General features: G+C 58.7%; 14 protein-coding genes, 1 tRNA gene and 1 pseudogene. 3 read left to right on the top strand and 13 right to left on the bottom strand.

The features are described 5' to 3' along the window. Entirely contained in the window at positions 1–2,277 is a 2,277-nt protein-coding gene (locus tag ACO550_RS32965; RefSeq protein WP_315596598.1) for a DUF2357 domain-containing protein, read from the top strand. 919 nt (positions 2,278–3,196) lie between these two features. On the opposite strand, the pseudogene ACO550_RS32960 reads toward ACO550_RS32965, so the two are convergent. From ACO550_RS32960 to petA, 8 genes and pseudogenes are all read right to left on the bottom strand, one after another. Then, a pseudogene (locus ACO550_RS32960) lies at positions 3,197–3,681 on the bottom strand (Shedu anti-phage system protein SduA domain-containing protein). Positions 3,682–4,342: 661 nt separating this feature from the next. Further along, on the bottom strand, positions 4,343–5,005 hold the full coding sequence (locus tag ACO550_RS32955; protein ID WP_485995080.1) for a tyrosine-type recombinase/integrase: 663 nt from the start codon (positions 5,003–5,005) through the stop codon (positions 4,343–4,345). 703 nt (positions 5,006–5,708) lie between these two features. Then, positions 5,709–5,784: transfer RNA gene (locus ACO550_RS32950), tRNA-Thr, on the bottom strand. A 51-nt stretch (positions 5,785–5,835) separates the two neighbouring features. After that, positions 5,836–6,339 carry a ClpXP protease specificity-enhancing factor gene (locus tag ACO550_RS32945; protein WP_315596595.1) on the bottom strand — a complete coding sequence of 168 codons (504 nt, stop codon included), beginning with the start codon at positions 6,337–6,339 and terminating at the stop codon, positions 5,836–5,838. A 28-nt stretch (positions 6,340–6,367) separates the two neighbouring features. Continuing rightward, positions 6,368–6,979 carry a glutathione S-transferase N-terminal domain-containing protein gene (locus ACO550_RS32940; RefSeq protein ID WP_010812311.1) on the bottom strand — a complete coding sequence of 204 codons (612 nt, stop codon included), beginning with the start codon at positions 6,977–6,979 and terminating at the stop codon, positions 6,368–6,370. A gap of 303 nt (positions 6,980–7,282) precedes the next feature. Further along, positions 7,283–8,026, bottom strand: a complete 744-nt coding sequence (locus tag ACO550_RS32935) for a cytochrome c1 (RefSeq protein WP_315596594.1) — start codon at positions 8,024–8,026, stop codon at positions 7,283–7,285. A gap of 37 nt (positions 8,027–8,063) precedes the next feature. Beyond that, a complete protein-coding gene (locus ACO550_RS32930) occupies positions 8,064–9,467 on the bottom strand; it encodes a cytochrome b N-terminal domain-containing protein (protein ID WP_315596593.1) in 1,404 nt (467 codons plus the stop codon). A 2-nt stretch (positions 9,468–9,469) separates the two neighbouring features. Next, a complete protein-coding gene (petA, locus tag ACO550_RS32925; protein WP_315596592.1) occupies positions 9,470–10,087 on the bottom strand; it encodes a ubiquinol-cytochrome c reductase iron-sulfur subunit in 618 nt (205 codons plus the stop codon). Positions 10,088–10,321: 234 nt separating this feature from the next. On the opposite strand from petA, the gene mscL reads away from it, so the two are divergent. Then, positions 10,322–10,756 (top strand): large conductance mechanosensitive channel protein MscL, encoded by a 435-nt coding sequence (mscL, locus tag ACO550_RS32920; protein WP_315596591.1) that lies wholly within the window; start codon positions 10,322–10,324, stop codon positions 10,754–10,756. 43 nt (positions 10,757–10,799) lie between these two features. Here the strand turns inward: mscL and ACO550_RS32915 are convergent, their stop codons facing one another. After that, on the bottom strand, positions 10,800–11,546 hold the full coding sequence (locus tag ACO550_RS32915) for a Nif3-like dinuclear metal center hexameric protein (RefSeq protein WP_315596590.1): 747 nt from the start codon (positions 11,544–11,546) through the stop codon (positions 10,800–10,802). Between the two features lie 20 nt (positions 11,547–11,566). On the opposite strand from ACO550_RS32915, the gene ACO550_RS32910 reads away from it, so the two are divergent. Next, entirely contained in the window at positions 11,567–12,760 is a 1,194-nt protein-coding gene (locus tag ACO550_RS32910) for a Do family serine endopeptidase (RefSeq protein ID WP_315596589.1), read from the top strand. Positions 12,761–13,271: 511 nt separating this feature from the next. Here the strand turns inward: ACO550_RS32910 and ACO550_RS32905 are convergent. The 4 genes from ACO550_RS32905 to tatA all read right to left on the bottom strand — a co-directional run bounded on the left by ACO550_RS32905 (position 13,272) and on the right by tatA (position 16,343). Next, complete coding sequence (locus ACO550_RS32905) at positions 13,272–14,429, bottom strand: porin (RefSeq protein ID WP_315596588.1); 1,158 nt, start codon at positions 14,427–14,429, stop codon at positions 13,272–13,274. 254 nt (positions 14,430–14,683) lie between these two features. After that, positions 14,684–15,484: a twin-arginine translocase subunit TatC gene (gene tatC / locus ACO550_RS32900; RefSeq protein ID WP_315596587.1), complete on the bottom strand. Its 801-nt coding sequence runs from the start codon at positions 15,482–15,484 to the stop codon at positions 14,684–14,686. A gap of 2 nt (positions 15,485–15,486) precedes the next feature. After that, positions 15,487–16,014, bottom strand: a complete 528-nt coding sequence (tatB, locus tag ACO550_RS32895) for a Sec-independent protein translocase protein TatB (protein WP_315596586.1) — start codon at positions 16,012–16,014, stop codon at positions 15,487–15,489. Positions 16,015–16,103: 89 nt separating this feature from the next. Then, on the bottom strand, positions 16,104–16,343 hold the full coding sequence (tatA, locus tag ACO550_RS32890; RefSeq protein ID WP_315596585.1) for a Sec-independent protein translocase subunit TatA: 240 nt from the start codon (positions 16,341–16,343) through the stop codon (positions 16,104–16,106). Between the last annotated feature and the right edge of the window lie 78 nt (positions 16,344–16,421).

The raw sequence follows: 16,421 nt of genomic DNA, 5'->3' as shown, positions 1-16,421 counted from the left end.
GTGCGCGCTGTTCTGGAGGCATCTACTCCTCTCCACGGCCCAAATGGGAAGAGCATTGCGACGTTGCACATTGCGGTGCTACCACGCAAAGGAGCATCTCTCAGCGCCACCCTTTGGTCGTCAGACAATACAGCGGCCTCGGCAGGCGCTGCGCGCGCCGTCGAGTTGTTGGAGGGCATGGAGTATCGATACGTCTGGGAAGATGTTGGACCAGACGTTCGCATTCTGATTGCTGATCCAGAGGAGATCTTTCAACCAGATACGCTGGAGGGAAGATCTGGGCGCCTACGCCCAGGACTGGCGACAGGCACAGTACGCGTCGTGCTACGCTCCGATACTAGTATCCTGGGCCAACTCGAGCTCGAAGTCCGGTCTCGCAAGCTCTCCTATCAGTCCGAGTATCGCTGGATGCTCCGTGATATCGCGCAGCGGATGACTGAGCTAGTGATGGACCGTTTCGCGGCTAGCGACGCGCGTTTTGAGCTCGACAACACGCGCGACTCGGTCACCCTTTATCAGCGCTTTACCTTTCTGCGCGCCTTGTTTGAGAGTGAGCATTTTCGAGGCGCTCTCGGCGAGATCGTCCGCCGTCCTCACACCGCGTGGGAGGTTGCCAGCGAGATAGTTCGGCCGGGCGCTGGCATGCGGGCGAACTCTCACGTACTAAGGCAGTTCACAAAGGCCGGTCCTCGCTCGGCATGGCCGGGAGGACCGATAGCATCGGTCCCTTCGCGTCTGGAGCATACGCAAACGGTGGCGACACACGATACCACCCCCAATCGCTTTGTTAAATTTGCCCTAGAGCACTGGCGCCAGATGCTGGGTGATATCGAGCGCGGGCTTGCGAGAAGCCAGTCAACGCCCACCAGCAACCGAGGGCGCCGGGAAATCGCAGTAGTGATGCTACAGCTAGAAGAGGTGCTTCACGACGATATCTTTGCGGAGGTGGGCGTACTTGCAAGATTTCCTGCGGATGACCAGGTGCTTCAGAAGCGAGAGGGCTACCGAGACATCTTCAAGGCCTATGTAGAAACTGAATTTGCAGCTCGTCTTTCCTGGCAATCTTCGCCCGACGACTACGGCGCTGGCCAGCGCGATGTCGCAACTCTTTACGAGTACTGGGCATTCATTCAGCTGTCGCAGGTGGTGGCCAACTTGGTTGGACAGACGTTTGATATTGGTCCGCTCGTCCAGTCTAGGCCGGATGGCCTAACGGTTGGACTTCGTACCGGCGTTGAAACCGTCCTAACGGGGGTGGTCGATCGTTTCGATCGCCGCATGAAAGTAGAGCTCTGTTTTAATCGAACATACCGCCGCAGCGCTGCGCGCATTGCATCATGGACCCGACCAATGCGCCCGGACTACTCTTTGCTGATCAGCCCCGCCGACGAGGAGCCCTCAACCTTCGAACCGATTGCTCTTCATTTTGATGCAAAGTATCGGGTCGATTTTGTAAAAGAGATCTTCGGTTCTGACGAAGAAAATGTCGACCGTTCGCAGTCCCAATCGAGCCTAGAGCGCGGGGGAGCCCTACGAGCAGATTTGCTGAAGATGCATGCATACCGTGATGCTATCCATAGAACGGCAGGTGCGTATGTACTGTACCCCGGTGGCGACAGCGAAGGAAGTGGACTCCAATACCCTGAATACCATGAGCTTCTTCCAGGGCTAGGAGCTTTCGTATTGCGACCAACGGAAACTGGTAGTGCGAGCGGTGCACCGGCGCTTAGCCGATTCATCAGCGACGTGCTGGATCACGTCGCGACCCGCCTAACTATGCATGAGCGCGGTCGATATTGGCTGGAGAATGTGTATGGTCAGTTCCAACCAGGCGGATTGAGTCGCTTGCTTGCGCCACCACCCCCAGATACAACGGTGCTTTTGGGATATGTGAAGAGCGGCGAGCACTGGGAATGGATTCAGAAGCGTAAGGCCTACAACGTGCGTGCCGGAGAGAGACGTGGAGGAGTTCATGCTGGTGCGGCACTCCTACAGAGCCAATTGCTGCTCCTCTACTGCCCGGCCGTGGACCGCATCGCGCTTGCTCGCATTGTTTCTGATGCGGAAGAGATATCGGCTGCCGGGATGGCTGCGGCGGGGTATCCAATGCCGCAAGGGAGTTACTGGTGTGTACAGCTACAGTGGATAGAGCAGGCTCAGTGGCGACAGGGAATTTCGTCTCAAGCCACTGATGCTTATGTGCAAGCACTGGGACTGGCGACTGGCGAACCCGTCGCCGTTCTATGGCGTGAGCTTCAGTTCCTTGCTTATGGGTAGTGATTGGTTGGTGAGCAGAATTGATTTCGGTAGACCAGAATCTGGCAAAGGCTATGATGGGTTGCTCGCGAAGAACTAGCGGGGGCAATTCCATCTGCGTTGCTCCCAGTGTTATAGGCATCTTGATGACGCGTCGCACCACCGCAGCAAGAACTGAGCATGTCCACCTTGCTCGTCAGCGCCCGTAAGCGCAAAAAGGCCACGTTCTCGCGTGGCCTTTTCACTTAAAACCTGGTGCTGGCTGCAGGACTCGAAATCGTAACCTGATGATTTCAAATTTTGAGTTTAATCAGTAAGCTATTGATATTCAGGGAAAATAGGCATAAGCACGATCATATAATCCAAGTTAAAGTCAGTAACTTAGCGTAGGGTAGCGAAGGCGGGACGAACGTATGACTGATCGGGGGCGATCTGTCACAGCGCTGCGTCCAGCATTCCATCGAACTGCGGCTTCGTATAGCGTGTTGGCCGCCGTTAGTGGCGCGCCTGCTCGGCGCGGCTCCGGCTCGGGGCACCACTGATGGCGAACCTTGAAGTTGCCGCGCCCATTGAGCTCTACGAGGCCGTGCACCTTCACGCTGCAACCCACGCCCCCCCCAAATGAAGCGCCCCGTCCCGATAACTACGCAAGGACGTATTCGTGCCGGGTGTCGGCACGCGGTCCCTCGACTATCGATCGAGGGTACCGCTGCGCAGCCTTTCGGACCGTCGTCAGGCGTCCCGATTGTCGTTCTCCAGAAACCGACAAAATCTCGGCGTTCGCTCTGTTGTGTGACCCCAGTGTTGCCCGCAAGGCGCCAAGGAGGCCACCATGACGGCTAGCATCCGCCGTTGATTGTCGACGATCTAGAGGTCAGTGATGGGCGGAGCCGTTCATGGTTCCGCAGCACGCATGTCCAGTTGATTGCCAGGTTATGCATCATGCGCGCTGCAATCGCCTTAACCAAGTATCCCAAGACTCAACTCTTATAGGCGGAGTAAATCTACTCTCGTAGTCCTGTCGCTTTGCGCTTTCATCGAGATCATTCTGTGTACGCCCACCTATCACCACAGTTCTAATATTTACATCCTTATTTTTATCAACCTGAAGATTGAAATATGGCCCAAGGAACGCGTTGTGGATTTTTTCCCCACTCTCTGCCCGAGCGCGAATTTTATGCGTACTTTCTCGAAAGGCATCAAGGGATCGATAGATAAATCCAAGGCGCGTTCTTATTTGGCCCGCCGCCTCAAGAATTTTATGATTAAACTCTTTGTAGTGATTCGAGTTAAGAAGATTGAAATCCGCCCCTTCACCTCGATAAGAATGACATCCATTCTTGATCGCCCGGTTAACACAACAAAGTCAACCGAGCCATCAGCAACAGGATATTCTGAAAAACAGATATATTCATCGTCAGGCATTGCATATGCCTCACCGAAAATCGAAAGATCCGTTTTCAGGAGTCTTTGAATTTCCTGCTCACCTGCGCCCGATTGAATCAGAGTATCAACACTGACTTTCGAGATCATTCCCGTGCTAATTTCTAGCTTACGCAAAATTACCTCATTGCTGTCTGAGAATCTTGAATCAACGAATGGATTCTTCTGAAATCTTAGACTATCCGCCCGCTCCAATATCCTTTGATTCAAGACACTTCGGTCATCCAGCTCAGTTCTATTGCATCCCAATATCGCACGCGCTTGATCACGCGATAAGCTCAGCCACTCAGTTCTAGGATGTAGAAGGACCCTATCGAAGGTGTCCGACTGAGGATCGCTACGCTCGTAATGTTCTATGAAAGTTGCAGGCTCAAGAACAAGCCCCTGGCTGAGCAATGAACCAATGACCATTTCAACCGCATTGGTCACTGACTGACCGTTATTCTTATTACCAAGATCGGTTAGCAGGACTGCAGTGCCAGATTGGCTCACAAAGGAGCGTACTCTGCATAATCCGCGGCTAACGCGGGTTTTCCCATCGTGAAAACTATGGACGATATCGAGTACTTTCATAATTTATTACCCTTCCTCCTGATCACTCAGGCCAGCCTCTACGAGCCTGCTGACAGCCTCATGCCGCAGATCATTGAAATGTAGATCTGCGAGCCCACACCCACAATTTGTGAAAGACGTACGAACTACGCCGGCTATCTTTGCCAGGCTCACCGAAGAACACCAGATCTGTGTAAATGGGGCGAGCGGGATTGTCGGTCGCTAGCTTCAGAATGTCGGCGCTCACGCGGGTCAGCGGCACGATTCGAGCCGTCCCGTTCTTTGTGAACACAAGCGTAACCGAGCGCCGTTGCTGGTCGATTTGGGAACGTCGCAGCCCGGCTATTTCCGACGAACGCATGCCTGTTTCGACGGCAAGGCGCACGATCCATCGGAGCGTCGGATTGCTATGGGCATCCACTGCCGCAAACAGAGATATCTGCTCCTCTTTGCTCAGGCGTCGATTGCATCCGGGCCCGGGATTTGGCTTACGCACGTTTGCGACAGGATTGAAGGTCAACCCGATCCCCCACTCTTGAATAGCAGTACGGAAGAGGTGGCCGAGCATTGGCAGTTCGATGCGGACAGTATTGTTCGACTTTCCGGCCGTTAATCGTTCGTCACGGAGCTTGGCCTCTAAGTCTGCGCTAACGGCTGCCATTGAATATTTGCCGAAGGACGCATCCAGGTGCTCGGAGGTAAAACGCTCGCTAGGCTGCGCAGTCGGCTTCTTAGTGACCGAGACCTCCTCCATGTGGCGCCTCAGCGCAGCGGATAAGGTTAGCTTCTCAGACGGAGCACGTGACAGTCGTGCGTACACGGCGTGGCCCAAGTGTTTGCCACCGGCGATATTCGATGTTCGTCGCTTCATCCGAATGATTTCGAACCAGAAACGCTTGCCCAGCAAGACGTAAGCGTAGGCCACTTTGCCCCCAGCCGTTGGCTTGCCCCATCCGGACAGCTTTGTCGCGCAAAGTCCAGTCGCGACGCTGACTCTCCCACCACTTGGGCGTCACCACGCACACAATGATCCCGATCCCCATTCCAATGCACGCAGATAGCCAGACTCTAGGGAGCTTTACGCCGGTGAGGATGGCGTCGTGAACATCGGACTGAAAGAGAGAAGGCGGGATTCCTGCTGCCTGGGCCCAACCATCCAAAAATGATCGGCCCACCGCGTAGCTGAGCGCCGCTGCCAACGTGGCAAACAGGGCCACCGCCTCTATGAGATGGTCGCCAATGTAAGAAGCAATCCCCTGAGCGGCGGAAGCTTCGGATGATGTAGTTATGGGTGCGGGAGTTGTGGTCACGGAAGTGATCGGCCTCGGACTGCCAACGGCGCACGCGCCGCAGTCGTCAAACAGCGTTAGGAACATCAACACTGTACCGAAACTGTACGTTCCGCCCTCCCCAAAAACAAAAAGGCCACGCTCTCGCGTGGCCTTTTCACTTGAAACTGGTGCCGGCTGCAGGACTCGAACCCGCCACCTGATGATTACAAATCAACTGCTCTACCTGATGAGCTAAGCCGGCATATTTGGTGCAGACCGAGATTCTACTGCATGCGGTGCACTTTGACGATGGCTATTTCACCACCTTGAGCGACGGCTTCTTGCCGCCGATGCGGGGCACCGGCGGAGGCGTGGGGTCGTCGTCGGACGAGCCCGGGGCGCCCTCTTCCGCGGTTACCGGAGCGGGGGTGTCCGCGTCTACCGAGGCCAGTTTCGGTGGCGGGTTGTTTTCCCGTTCCGTGGCGGCCTGAGTTTCGGGGATGCTGCGCTCCACCGGGAATGCCATGCCCTGCCCGTTCTCGCGTGCATAGATTGCCAGCACGTTTTCCACGGGCACGTCGATTTTGCGCGACACGCCACCGAAGCGGGCGCTGAATGCAATCCACTCGTTGCCCATGTCCAGGCCGCTGGTCGCGTCGAAGCTCACGTTCAGCACGATCTCGTTGTTCTTAACGAACTCGCGCGGCACGTTGGTGTTGGCGTCGACAAAGACCGCGACGTACGGCGTGAAGCCGTTGTCCGTGCACCATTCGTAGATGGCGCGGATCAGGTAGGGCTTGGTGGAAGTTTCAGACATTACGCTTTGCGGTGGCGTCTAATCCGTCTTAACGACGCATTACCTTTTCAGACGGGGTCAGTGCTTCGATGTAGGCCGGGCGGCTGAAAATGCGTTCGGCGTACTTCAGCAGCGGAGCGGCGTTCTTCGACAGTTCAATGCCGTAATGGTCCAGGCGCCACAGCAGCGGGGCGATGGCCACGTCCAGCATCGAGAACTCTTCGCCCAGCATGTACTTGTTCTTGACGAAGATCGGTGCCAGCTGGGTCAGGCGGTCGCGAATCGCGGCGCGGGCGCGCTCGTGGTTCTTTTCGGCGGCCTTGCCCTTTTCGTTCTCCAGCGTGTACACGTGGGTGAACAGTTCCTTTTCGAAGTTGAACAGGAACAGGCGGGCGCGGGCGCGTTGCACCGGGTCGGCCGGCATCAGTTGCGGATGCGGGAAGCGCTCGTCGATGTACTCGTTGATGATGTTCGACTCGTACAGGATCAGGTCGCGTTCGACCAGGATCGGCACCTGGCCGTACGGGTTCATCACCGAAATGTCTTCCGGCTTGTTGAACAGGTCAACGTCGCGGATCTCGAAGTCCATGCCCTTTTCGAACAGGACGAGGCGGCAACGCTGGGAAAACGGGCAGGTGGTACCCGAATACAACACCATCATGGTTGAATTCCTTGGGTGTGAAGTGCGCCAAATTCAAGAAAACTTGACGAACTCGGCAGAGCTAGATCAGACAGGGCAACGATTTTGCCGGATCGCCCTATCGAAAAGCAAATTAGTTACAAATAGCCGGGTACGACGCATGGTGACGCCGGTGCTACTTTCGGACGGAAAGCCGCAAGATAAAAGGGCCGGCGCGGTGCTGCACTGCTGCAACTTCCGCGCCGGCCCTTCGGATGGCGTTACTGCGCTGTTACATTTTCTGTTACAACTTCCGGCGCGCGATGGCGCCGGCGGGACCTGGAATTACTTCACGTCCTTCCAGAAAGCGGCGTTCAGGCGCCACACGAACACCATCAGCACGCCCAGGAACATCAGCACCCAAACCCCCAGGCGCTTGCGATGGCTTTGCGCCGGCTCGGCCATCCAGTTCAGGTAGTTCACCAGGTCGGCCACGGCCTGGTCATATTCCTGCGTGCTCAGCTTGCCCGGGGTCAGCTGTTGCCAGCCGGCCAGCTTGTGCACCTTCTCGCCATGCTCTTCCACTTCGGCGAACTTCGGCGCGCGCTGGCCCTGCAGTTCCCACAGCACGTGCGGCATGCCCACGCTCGGGAAGACCATGTTGTTCCAGCCCGTGGCGCGGCTGTCGTCGCGGTAGAACGTGCGCAGGTAGGTGTAGAGCCAGTCGTTGCCGCGGGCGCGGGCGATGACCGACAGGTCCGGTGGCATCGCGCCGAAGAAGGCCTTGGCGTCCTTCGGCGGCATGGCGATGGTCATCGTCTCGCCTACCTTGTCGGCCGAGAACAACAGGTTCTGGCGGATCTGGTCGTCCGTGAGGTCCAGGTCCTTGAGCCGGTTGTAGCGCATCATCGACGCGCCGTGGCAGTTCAGGCAGTAGTTGACGAACAGCTTGGCGCCACGCTGCAGCGACGATACGTCGCTCGTGTCCAGCGGTGCCGGCTCCAGCGGGTAGCCTCCCTCTGAAGCCGTCGCGGGCAGCGCGGCAAGGCATGCGCCGACCAGTGCGAAGATCGAAAGCAACTTTTTCATCTTGTGTCCTTGTCCTCTTGTAGGGTCGCGCAGCGTCTTAGTGCGGATGGAACGTGACGCGCTCCGGCACCGGCTTGAACGTGCCGGCACGGCTCCACAGCGGCATGATCAGGAAGAAGGCGAAGTACAGCAGCGTACCAAGCTGCGACACCTTCTCACCCACCGGCGACGGCGGTTGCACACCCAGGTAGCCCAGGACCAGGAACACCACCACGAAAACGATCAGGATCGTCTTGTGGAAAGCGGGACGATAGCGGATGGACTTGACCGGCGAGCAGTCGAGCCACGGCATGAAGAACAGCACGATCACCGAGCCGCCCATCACCAGCACGCCCCAGAACTTGGCGTCGATGAAGTAGAAGCCCACGGCCAGGATCACCATGATGGCCACCGAGCCAATCCTGATGCGTGCATCCTTCGTGCGCAGGAACACCATGCCCAGCACGACCGCGAAGAACAGCCACAGGATCGGCAGGAAGTTCGACGTCGTGGCGCGCAGCATCGAGTAGAACGGCGTGAAGTACCACACCGGTGCAATGTGCGGCGGCGTCTTGAGCGGATCAGCCGGGAAGAAGTTGTTGGCTTCCAGGAAATAGCCGCCCACGTCCGGGAAGAAGAAGATCACGGCCGAGAACAGGATCAGGAAGCCGGCCACGCCCAGCAGGTCGTGCACGGAGTAGTACGGGTGGAACGGAATGCCGTCGAGCGGAATGCCGTTTTCATCCTTCTTCGCCTTGATCTCCACGCCGTCCGGGTTGTTCGAGCCCACTTCGTGCAGCGCGATGATGTGCGCCACCACCAGGCCCAGCAGCACCAGCGGTACCGCAATCACGTGGAACGAGAAGAAGCGGTTCAGCGTGGCATCGCTTACCACGTAGTCACCGCGGATGAACAGCGACAGGTCCTGGCCGATCACCGGGATGGCCGAGAACAGGTTCACGATCACCTGCGCGCCCCAGTACGACATCTGGCCCCATGGCAACAGGTAGCCCATGAACGCCTCTGCCATCAGGCACAGGAAGATCAGGCAGCCGAAGATCCAGACCAGTTCGCGCGGCTTGCGGTACGAGCCGTACAGCAGGCCACGGAACATGTGCAGGTACACCACGACGAAGAACGCCGAGGCGCCGGTCGAGTGCATGTAGCGGATCAGCCAGCCCCATGGCACTTCGCGCATGATGTATTCCACGCTGGCGAACGCCACGGGAATGCCGGCGGAGTTGAGCGTGGCGTCCGGCTTGTAGTTCATCACCAGGAAGATGCCGGTGACGATCTGGATCACCAGCACCAGCAGCGCGAGCGAACCGAAGAAATACCAGAAGTTGAAATTCTTCGGCGCGTAGTACTTCGAGAGATGATCTTCCCAGAGTTGGGTAGCGGGGAAACGGGCATCGATCCAGCCCAGCAGCCCGGTAGTCTTGACTTCTTTTTCGGCCGCCATGATCACGCTTCTCCTTTCTCGTCCTTGCCGATCACGATCTTGGTGTCGGTCAGGAACTGGTACGGGGGTACGTCAAGATTCTGCGGTGCCGGCTTGTTCTTGAACACGCGGCCTGCCAGGTCGAAGGTGGAGCCGTGGCATGGGCACAGGAAACCGGGATCGGCGCCGAGCTGTGGATTGGCGCCCGAAGCAAATGGGCCGGATGGCGAGCAGCCAAGATGGGAGCAAATGCCAACCACGACCAGCAGGTCCTTGTGGTCAGCGCGCGAGCGGGTCTCGTTCTTGCAATACTCCGGCGTCTTCATGGTGAAGGGAACGTCGGAATTGGGATCCGCTACCTCAGCGTCGGTCTTCTTCAGAGATGCCAGCATCTCCGGGGTACGGCGCAGAATCCAGACCGGTTTGCCACGCCATTCCACCGTCATCATTTCACCGGGCTTCAAAGCGCCTACGTCTGCCTCGACGGGCGCCCCGGCGGCCTTGGCCTTCTCCGACGGTGCAAAGGTGCTGACGAACGGTACTGCTACTGCTACGCCTCCTACGCCGCCCGCGACCGAAGTCGCGATCAACCAATTGCGGCGACCTTTGTCCACGTTCTTCACGTCTTGCTGGTCACTCATTCCAAACCCCAGGGGATGTCATCAATTGAATCCTGCGTCAACAAAAAATTATACCTGAGGCACATCTGGCGACGATAGGCGAACTACTGATAGCCGTGACGCCGATAATCGGTCATGGGGAACGGTCATGGGGGCGTTCGAACGCGGCATCCAGACTTGCACTCGAGGTTGCGATGATGCAGTCTTAGTCAAATACAAACGTTAATCTGAAACAACAAACTTGGAGAAAAGCCTATGGGAATGATGAGCGAGTTCAGAACTTTCGCCATGCGCGGCAATGTGGTGGATCTGGCTGTGGGTGTCATCATTGGCGCGGCATTCGGCAAGATCGTCGATTCGATCGTCAATGACCTGATCATGCCGCTGGTGGGGCGCGTGATTGGCAAGCTGGATTTCTCCAACATGTTCGTGGTACTGGCGGATCCGCCGCCAGGCACGCCGAATACGCTCGATGCCTTGAAGAAGGCCGGCGTACCGGTGTTTGCCTATGGGAATTTCCTGACCATCGTGGTCAATTTCGTGATTCTGGCGTTCATCATTTTCATGATGGTTCGCGCGTTCAACAAGATGCGCGCGAAGGAAGCCGAGCCGGCCGCGCCGGCTGCCCCGCCCGAGGACATCGTTCTGCTGCGTGAAATTCGCGACAGCCTGAGGTCCCCGCGCGTCTGATTCTTAAGGCTTTTTTGCGGAGTCTTCCGCTACCGGACCCGGCTCAGACCGGGTTCGGGATATCGATAAAGGTGTGGCGCAGTTCAAAGCGTTGCGCCAGATGTTCACCCACGGCCCGGATGCCATAGCGCTCCGTGGCGTGATGGCCTGCCGCGATATAGGCCACGCCGCTTTCGCGCGCCATATGCGTGGTCGGCTCCGACACTTCGCCACTGATATAGACATCCACGCCTGCGGCAATTGCAGCGCCAAAGTAGCCCTGCGCGCCACCGGTGCACCAGCCCACGGTGCGAATCGTCTGTTCCGGATCGCCAATCGTCAGCGGCTCGCGCTCCAGCACGCCACCCACATGCGCGGCAAATGCGTGCAGCGGCATTGGGTGCGGTAGCGTGCCGGTCCAGCCGAGTTGGTCGTCGCTGAAACGGCCGTTCGGCGTCAGGCCAAGCTGCAGCCCCAGTTGTGCGTTATTGCCGAGCTCGGCGTGATTGTCGAGCGGCAGGTGATAGGCCAGCAGGTTGATATCGGCACCAAGCAGCTTCTTCAAGCGTGCGTGCTTCTGGCCGATGACGCGTGCATCCTCGTTCTTCCAGAAGTAGCCATGGTGAACCAGGATGGCATCGGCGCCGGCTTCGATTGCGGCTTCGATCAGGGCCAGGCTGGCCGTAACGCCAGTGACGATATGCGTGACGTCAAGGCAACCTTGTACTTGAAGTCCGTTGGGGCAATAGTCCTTGAAACGCGGCACTTCCAACAGGTCGTTCAAGTACAATTCAAGCTCTTTTGTTTTCATTTTCGGGTCAAAACTCCAATATGTTGCGCCGCTTCTGGCTGTTTTTCGCTCAGGCTGTCACGGTCGTGCTGGCCGTGTGGTTCGTGGTAGCCACGCTCAAGCCCGATTGGCTACAGCGCGGGCGGGTGGCCGTGCAATCGGGGTCGCCCATCGTGGCACTGAAGGAAGTCGTGCCGAGTGTGGCCGGGTCCGCGGCACAAGGGTCATATAGCGACGCCGCAAAAGAAGCCATGCCCGCGGTGGTCAACATTTTCACCAGCAAGAACGGCACGAAGCGGTCGCCCAATCCGCAGGCGGAGGATCCGTGGTTCCGGTTCTTCTTTGGCGATCGGCTGCCGGAGCGCCAGGAGCCGGTGTCCAGCCTGGGCTCGGGCGTGATCGTCAGCGCCGAGGGTTACATTCTAACCAACCACCATGTGGTGGATGGCGCCGATGAAATCGAGGTCGCACTGACCGATGGCCGCAAGGCCAACGCCAAGGTGGTGGGCTCCGATCCCGAGACCGATCTGGCCGTACTGAAGATTACGCTCAAGGATCTGCCTGCGATTACGCTGGGCCGGATCGAGAATGTGAAGGTCGGCGATGTGGTGCTGGCTATCGGCAATCCGTTCGGCGTGGGTCAGACGGTGACGATGGGCATTGTGTCGGCACTGGGCCGCAGCCATCTGGGTATCAACACGTTTGAAAACTTCATCCAGACCGATGCGGCGATCAACCCGGGCAACTCGGGCGGTGCACTGGTGGATGCGCAGGGCAACCTGCTCGGCATCAACACCGCCATCTATTCGCGCTCGGGCGGCTCGCTGGGTATTGGCTTTGCCATTCCGGTGTCCACGGCCAAGCAGGTGATGGAGTCGATCATCTCCACCGGCAGTGTGACGCGCGGCTGGATTGGTGTGGAACCGCAGGACCTGACGCCGGAAATTGCTGAATCGTTTGGTCTCGATGCCAAGGAAGGCGCACTGATCGCAGCTGTGGTTCAGGGCGGACCGGCAGACAAGGCCGGCGTGAAGCCTGGCGATGTGTTGGTATCGGTCGACAATCAGGTGATCTCGGATACCACGGCGCTGCTCAATGCCATCGCGCAATTGAAGCCTGGTGCCGATATCAAGATGAAGGTAATTCGCCGCGGCAAGCCAGCAGATGTCACTGTGACAATCGGCAAGCGACCACCTCCGCCACGGCGTGCCATGCCGTTGGACGAGGAAGAGTGATTGCGGTTGGTGGTGATGTTGGTGATGCGGTGAGGTAGTTGGGTGGCGGCTGGTGCTGCTGCTTTGCGAGAAACAAAAAGCCTCCGTCAGAGATGACGGGGGCTTTTTGTTTTGGGGGCTTCGGTTTGCTGGTGGCGAGCGCCGGCGTGGTTGGGGGTTGATGCGCTTTGCCCTCTCCCCCGGCCCCTCTCCCGCTTTGCGGGCGAGGGGAGACAACCGTGGGCACGTCGGATGCAGGCGGTGAACGCGGGCGTGGTTGGGGGTGGATGCGCTTTGCCCTCTCCCCCGGCCCCTCTCCCGCTTTGCGGGCGAGGGGAGCAAACCAACAGCGGTCGATATGCCTGTGGTGGTCTCCCCTCTCCCGCGCGCGGGAGAGGGGCTGGGGGAGAGGGCCCGACGCATCAAGCCCCACCAGCCGATTCCAAAACCCCAAATACAAAACGCCGGCATCCTTGCGGATGCCGGCGTTTTGATCAAGCCGAATCTGAAGCGGGCTTACACCCGCGTCAAATTAGAACTTGTGGCGAACACCAACCACTGCGCCCAGTTGGTTCGACGAACCGTTGGTCGCGCCGAAGCCCGAACCACCAGCGCCGGTACCCGACAGACCCAGAGCCGAACCGTCCTTGTTCTTTGCGTAAGCGACGTTGAAGTACGCGTCGGTACGCTTCGAGAAGGCGTAGTCCGTCGACACCACGAACGACCACGGATCAGCCTTGGTGTTGCGGAAGTCTTGGTAGTAAGCGGCGCCCGTCAGCGACAGAGCCGGCGTCAGCTGGTAGCCCATGCCGACCCAGTACAGGTTCGACACGTTCACGCCAGCTTGGGGAGCTGCTGCGCCGCCCAGAACCGAACCCGGCAGCACTGCGCCTTGCAGGGCGTGAGCGTAACGGTAGCCAGCGAACACCTTGGCCGGGCCGAAGGCGTACGAACCAGCGACCGAAGCGCGTTGGATCTTGGCGCTACCCAGGGTAGTCGTGTACGGGTTCTGACCTTGGTTGGTCTCGTCGAACACTGCGCCGACCGAGAACGGGCCGCCGTTGTACACCAGGCTGGCGCTGTATTCACGGCCAGTCTTGTACGAACCCGGGACTTCACCCGAGATGCCGCCGTACTGCGAAACCGTACCAACGGTGTTGGCGCCCGTGCTGTACAGGGCCGTGGCGGTCAGGCCACCGAACGTGCCAACGTACTTCAGCGAGTTGTCAGCACGCGACTGGAACTCGGTACCTTGCGACGTGATCGAGTAGTTGCTCGAAATCGACATCGGGTCAAACGCCAGACCGAAGTCATAGAACGGCGTTTGGTGACGACCCAGGGTCAGCTGGCCGAATTGGCTTTGCACACCGACGAAGGCTTGACGGCCGAACAGACGACCACCTTGACCCGACACGCCGGTGTCAACGCTGAAACCGCTTTCCAGGACGAACACGCCCTTCAGACCGCCGCCCAGATCTTCCACACCGCGCAGGCCCCAACGGCTGCCGGACATGTTGCCCGAGTTCAGGCGGACCACGTCGTGGCTACCCGTCTGACCAGCAGTGTTCGGCTGGTGGTTCTGGTATTCGATGCCAGCGTCAACCACACCGTACAGGGTCACGCTCGACTGGGCATACGCACCGCCGGCGGCCAGAGCGGCAACGGCAGCTGCAAACAGTTTCATCTTCATATCGACACTTTCCTTGTCAACTGATTGGGAAATCTTGGTTGCCCAAGTGCTTGGGCGACGCATTAACCTTCACGTCTGCGTCGTATTATGTGTCACCCCCCCTGCCCGTCAGAAGTCTTTTTCGCCGTAAACACGGTTTACTGACGCTTCTTGTTGTGATGAAGCAACAGCAAACCGTGTAGTTTTCACCATTTTGGTGCAAAACGCAGCATTCAGAGCCGGGGGATACAGGCCGTTAACATCTGGCGGGGAACTCAGTCAGCCTGGGTTTCGCCCTCTGCAGCGGTTCCTAGTGGCTGTTTGGCCACAAAGCGGGCCATCAGCAGGCCGAGTTCGTACAACGCGATCAGCGGTACGGCCAGCAGCAGTTGCGACATCACGTCAGGCGGGGTGACCACGGCGGCAATAATGAATGCGCCAACAATCACATACGGACGGATCTGCCGCAGCTTTTCCAGTTCCACCACGCCGAACTTCACTAGCACGATCACCACCACCGGCACTTCGAACGTGATGCCGAATGCCAGGAACGTGGTCATGGCGAAGCTCAGGTACTTGTCGATGTCGGTCGACATCTCGGCACCGAGCGGCGCGTTGTAGTGCGCCATGAAATGGAACACCGTCGGAAACACTAGGAAGTACGCGAATGCCACGCCGCACAGGAACAGCACATAGGTGCTCGACACCAGCGGCAGGATCAGCTTCTTCTCATGCTGGTACAGCCCCGGCGCCACGAAGCGCCAGATCTGGTACAGCACCCACGGCAGCGCGATCAGGAACGATACGAGCATCGTCACCTTCATCGGCACGAAGAACGAGCCGGTGACGTCGGTCACGATCATCCGGCCATTCTTGGGCAGCGACTGCGTCAGCGGCGCGGAAAACAGATTGAAGATCTCGGCCGCCCAGTAGACCAGGCAGACGAAGACGAGGATCACCCCGGCCACCGCCTTGACCAGCCGCTCGCGCAGCTCGATCAGGTGGGAAATGAAGGTCTCTTGCTGGGACTCGGCGTTCGGGTCGTTGGGATCGTTGGGGTCTTGGGTGCCCGCCATGCTTACTCGAAGAAGGAACGGTTACGGCCGCTGGCCGGGCGATGGCGCTTCACGCGTGCGGCGCCGGACTGCACCCAGACGCGCGTATTCTGCTGGCGCTTGAACCAGAGCGGCCGCGCGCCCTGCTTGACACGCCAGCTCTTGCGACCGTTATGGGATTTGTGCGCGCTGTCCCAGCTCGGCACATAGCCGCCGGAGACGTCGGTGCCGCCGAAACCGGAAGCGCCCGCCTGCGCGGAAGATTCCGTGCCCCCCAGCGCTTCGTTCAGCTGCTGGGTGTGCTCGTTGACTTCCTTGTGGATGGTCTGCTCGACGTCGCGCGCAGCGTTCTCGAATTCCGTGCGCATCTTGCGCAGTTCCTCGAGTTCCACCTCGCGGCTGACTTCGGCCTTTACATCATTGATATAGCGCTGCGCACGGCCAACCAGTGCGCCAACCGTGCGCGCTACCTTCGGCAAACGCTCAGGGCCGATCACGATCAGCGCAACGGCGCCGATCAATGCCAGCTTGGAAATGCCGAGATCGATCATGCGGACATCTGGACAAGGACACGGGACAGGCAGGCCGCGCCAGGCGCGGCCGCCAGGAGGATGACTGGCAAGGAAGAATCGTCAGCAGATTACTGCTGGCGCGACTTTTCCTTGGCTTCGACGTCGATCGTGGTGGTATCGCGCAGTTCCTTGGCCGGCGCGCCCGGGGCAGCATCAGCGCCCTCGGCGTTGCCGTCCTTCATGCCGTCCTTGAAGCCCTTCACCGCGCCGCCCAGATCCTGGCCGATATTGCGCAGCTTCTTGGTACCGAAGACGAGCATCACGATCACCAGCACGATCAGCCAGTGCCAAATGCTAAACGAACCCATTTCTTGCTCCTGATAAAGCCGCGGGCGTCGGAATATTAGCCGCCCGGCCCCGTAGTTCCGTCCCTCAAAGGCTGCGCC

It is taken from the genome of Cupriavidus sp., assembly GCF_057315035.1.
This window is presented reverse-complemented; position numbering and strand designations above follow the sequence as displayed.

Excerpts from the sequence above, each read along its gene's own strand:
- ACO550_RS32955 (WP_485995080.1), bottom strand. The coding sequence starts at position 5,005 with ATGGAGGAGGTCTCGGTCACTAAGAAGCCGACTGCGCAGCCTAGCGAG.
- ACO550_RS32945 (WP_315596595.1), bottom strand. The coding sequence starts at position 6,339 with ATGTCTGAAACTTCCACCAAGCCCTACCTGATCCGCGCCATCTACGAA.
- ACO550_RS32940 (WP_010812311.1), bottom strand. The coding sequence starts at position 6,979 with ATGATGGTGTTGTATTCGGGTACCACCTGCCCGTTTTCCCAGCGTTGC.
- ACO550_RS32935 (WP_315596594.1), bottom strand. The coding sequence starts at position 8,026 with ATGAAAAAGTTGCTTTCGATCTTCGCACTGGTCGGCGCATGCCTTGCC.
- ACO550_RS32930 (WP_315596593.1), bottom strand. The coding sequence starts at position 9,467 with ATGGCGGCCGAAAAAGAAGTCAAGACTACCGGGCTGCTGGGCTGGATC.
- petA (WP_315596592.1), bottom strand. The coding sequence starts at position 10,087 with ATGAGTGACCAGCAAGACGTGAAGAACGTGGACAAAGGTCGCCGCAAT.
- mscL (WP_315596591.1), top strand. The coding sequence starts at position 10,322 with ATGGGAATGATGAGCGAGTTCAGAACTTTCGCCATGCGCGGCAATGTG.
- ACO550_RS32915 (WP_315596590.1), bottom strand. The coding sequence starts at position 11,546 with ATGAAAACAAAAGAGCTTGAATTGTACTTGAACGACCTGTTGGAAGTG.
- ACO550_RS32910 (WP_315596589.1), top strand. The coding sequence starts at position 11,567 with ATGTTGCGCCGCTTCTGGCTGTTTTTCGCTCAGGCTGTCACGGTCGTG.
- ACO550_RS32905 (WP_315596588.1), bottom strand. The coding sequence starts at position 14,429 with ATGAAGATGAAACTGTTTGCAGCTGCCGTTGCCGCTCTGGCCGCCGGC.
- tatC (WP_315596587.1), bottom strand. The coding sequence starts at position 15,484 with ATGGCGGGCACCCAAGACCCCAACGATCCCAACGACCCGAACGCCGAG.
- tatB (WP_315596586.1), bottom strand. The coding sequence starts at position 16,014 with ATGATCGATCTCGGCATTTCCAAGCTGGCATTGATCGGCGCCGTTGCG.
- tatA (WP_315596585.1), bottom strand. The coding sequence starts at position 16,343 with ATGGGTTCGTTTAGCATTTGGCACTGGCTGATCGTGCTGGTGATCGTG.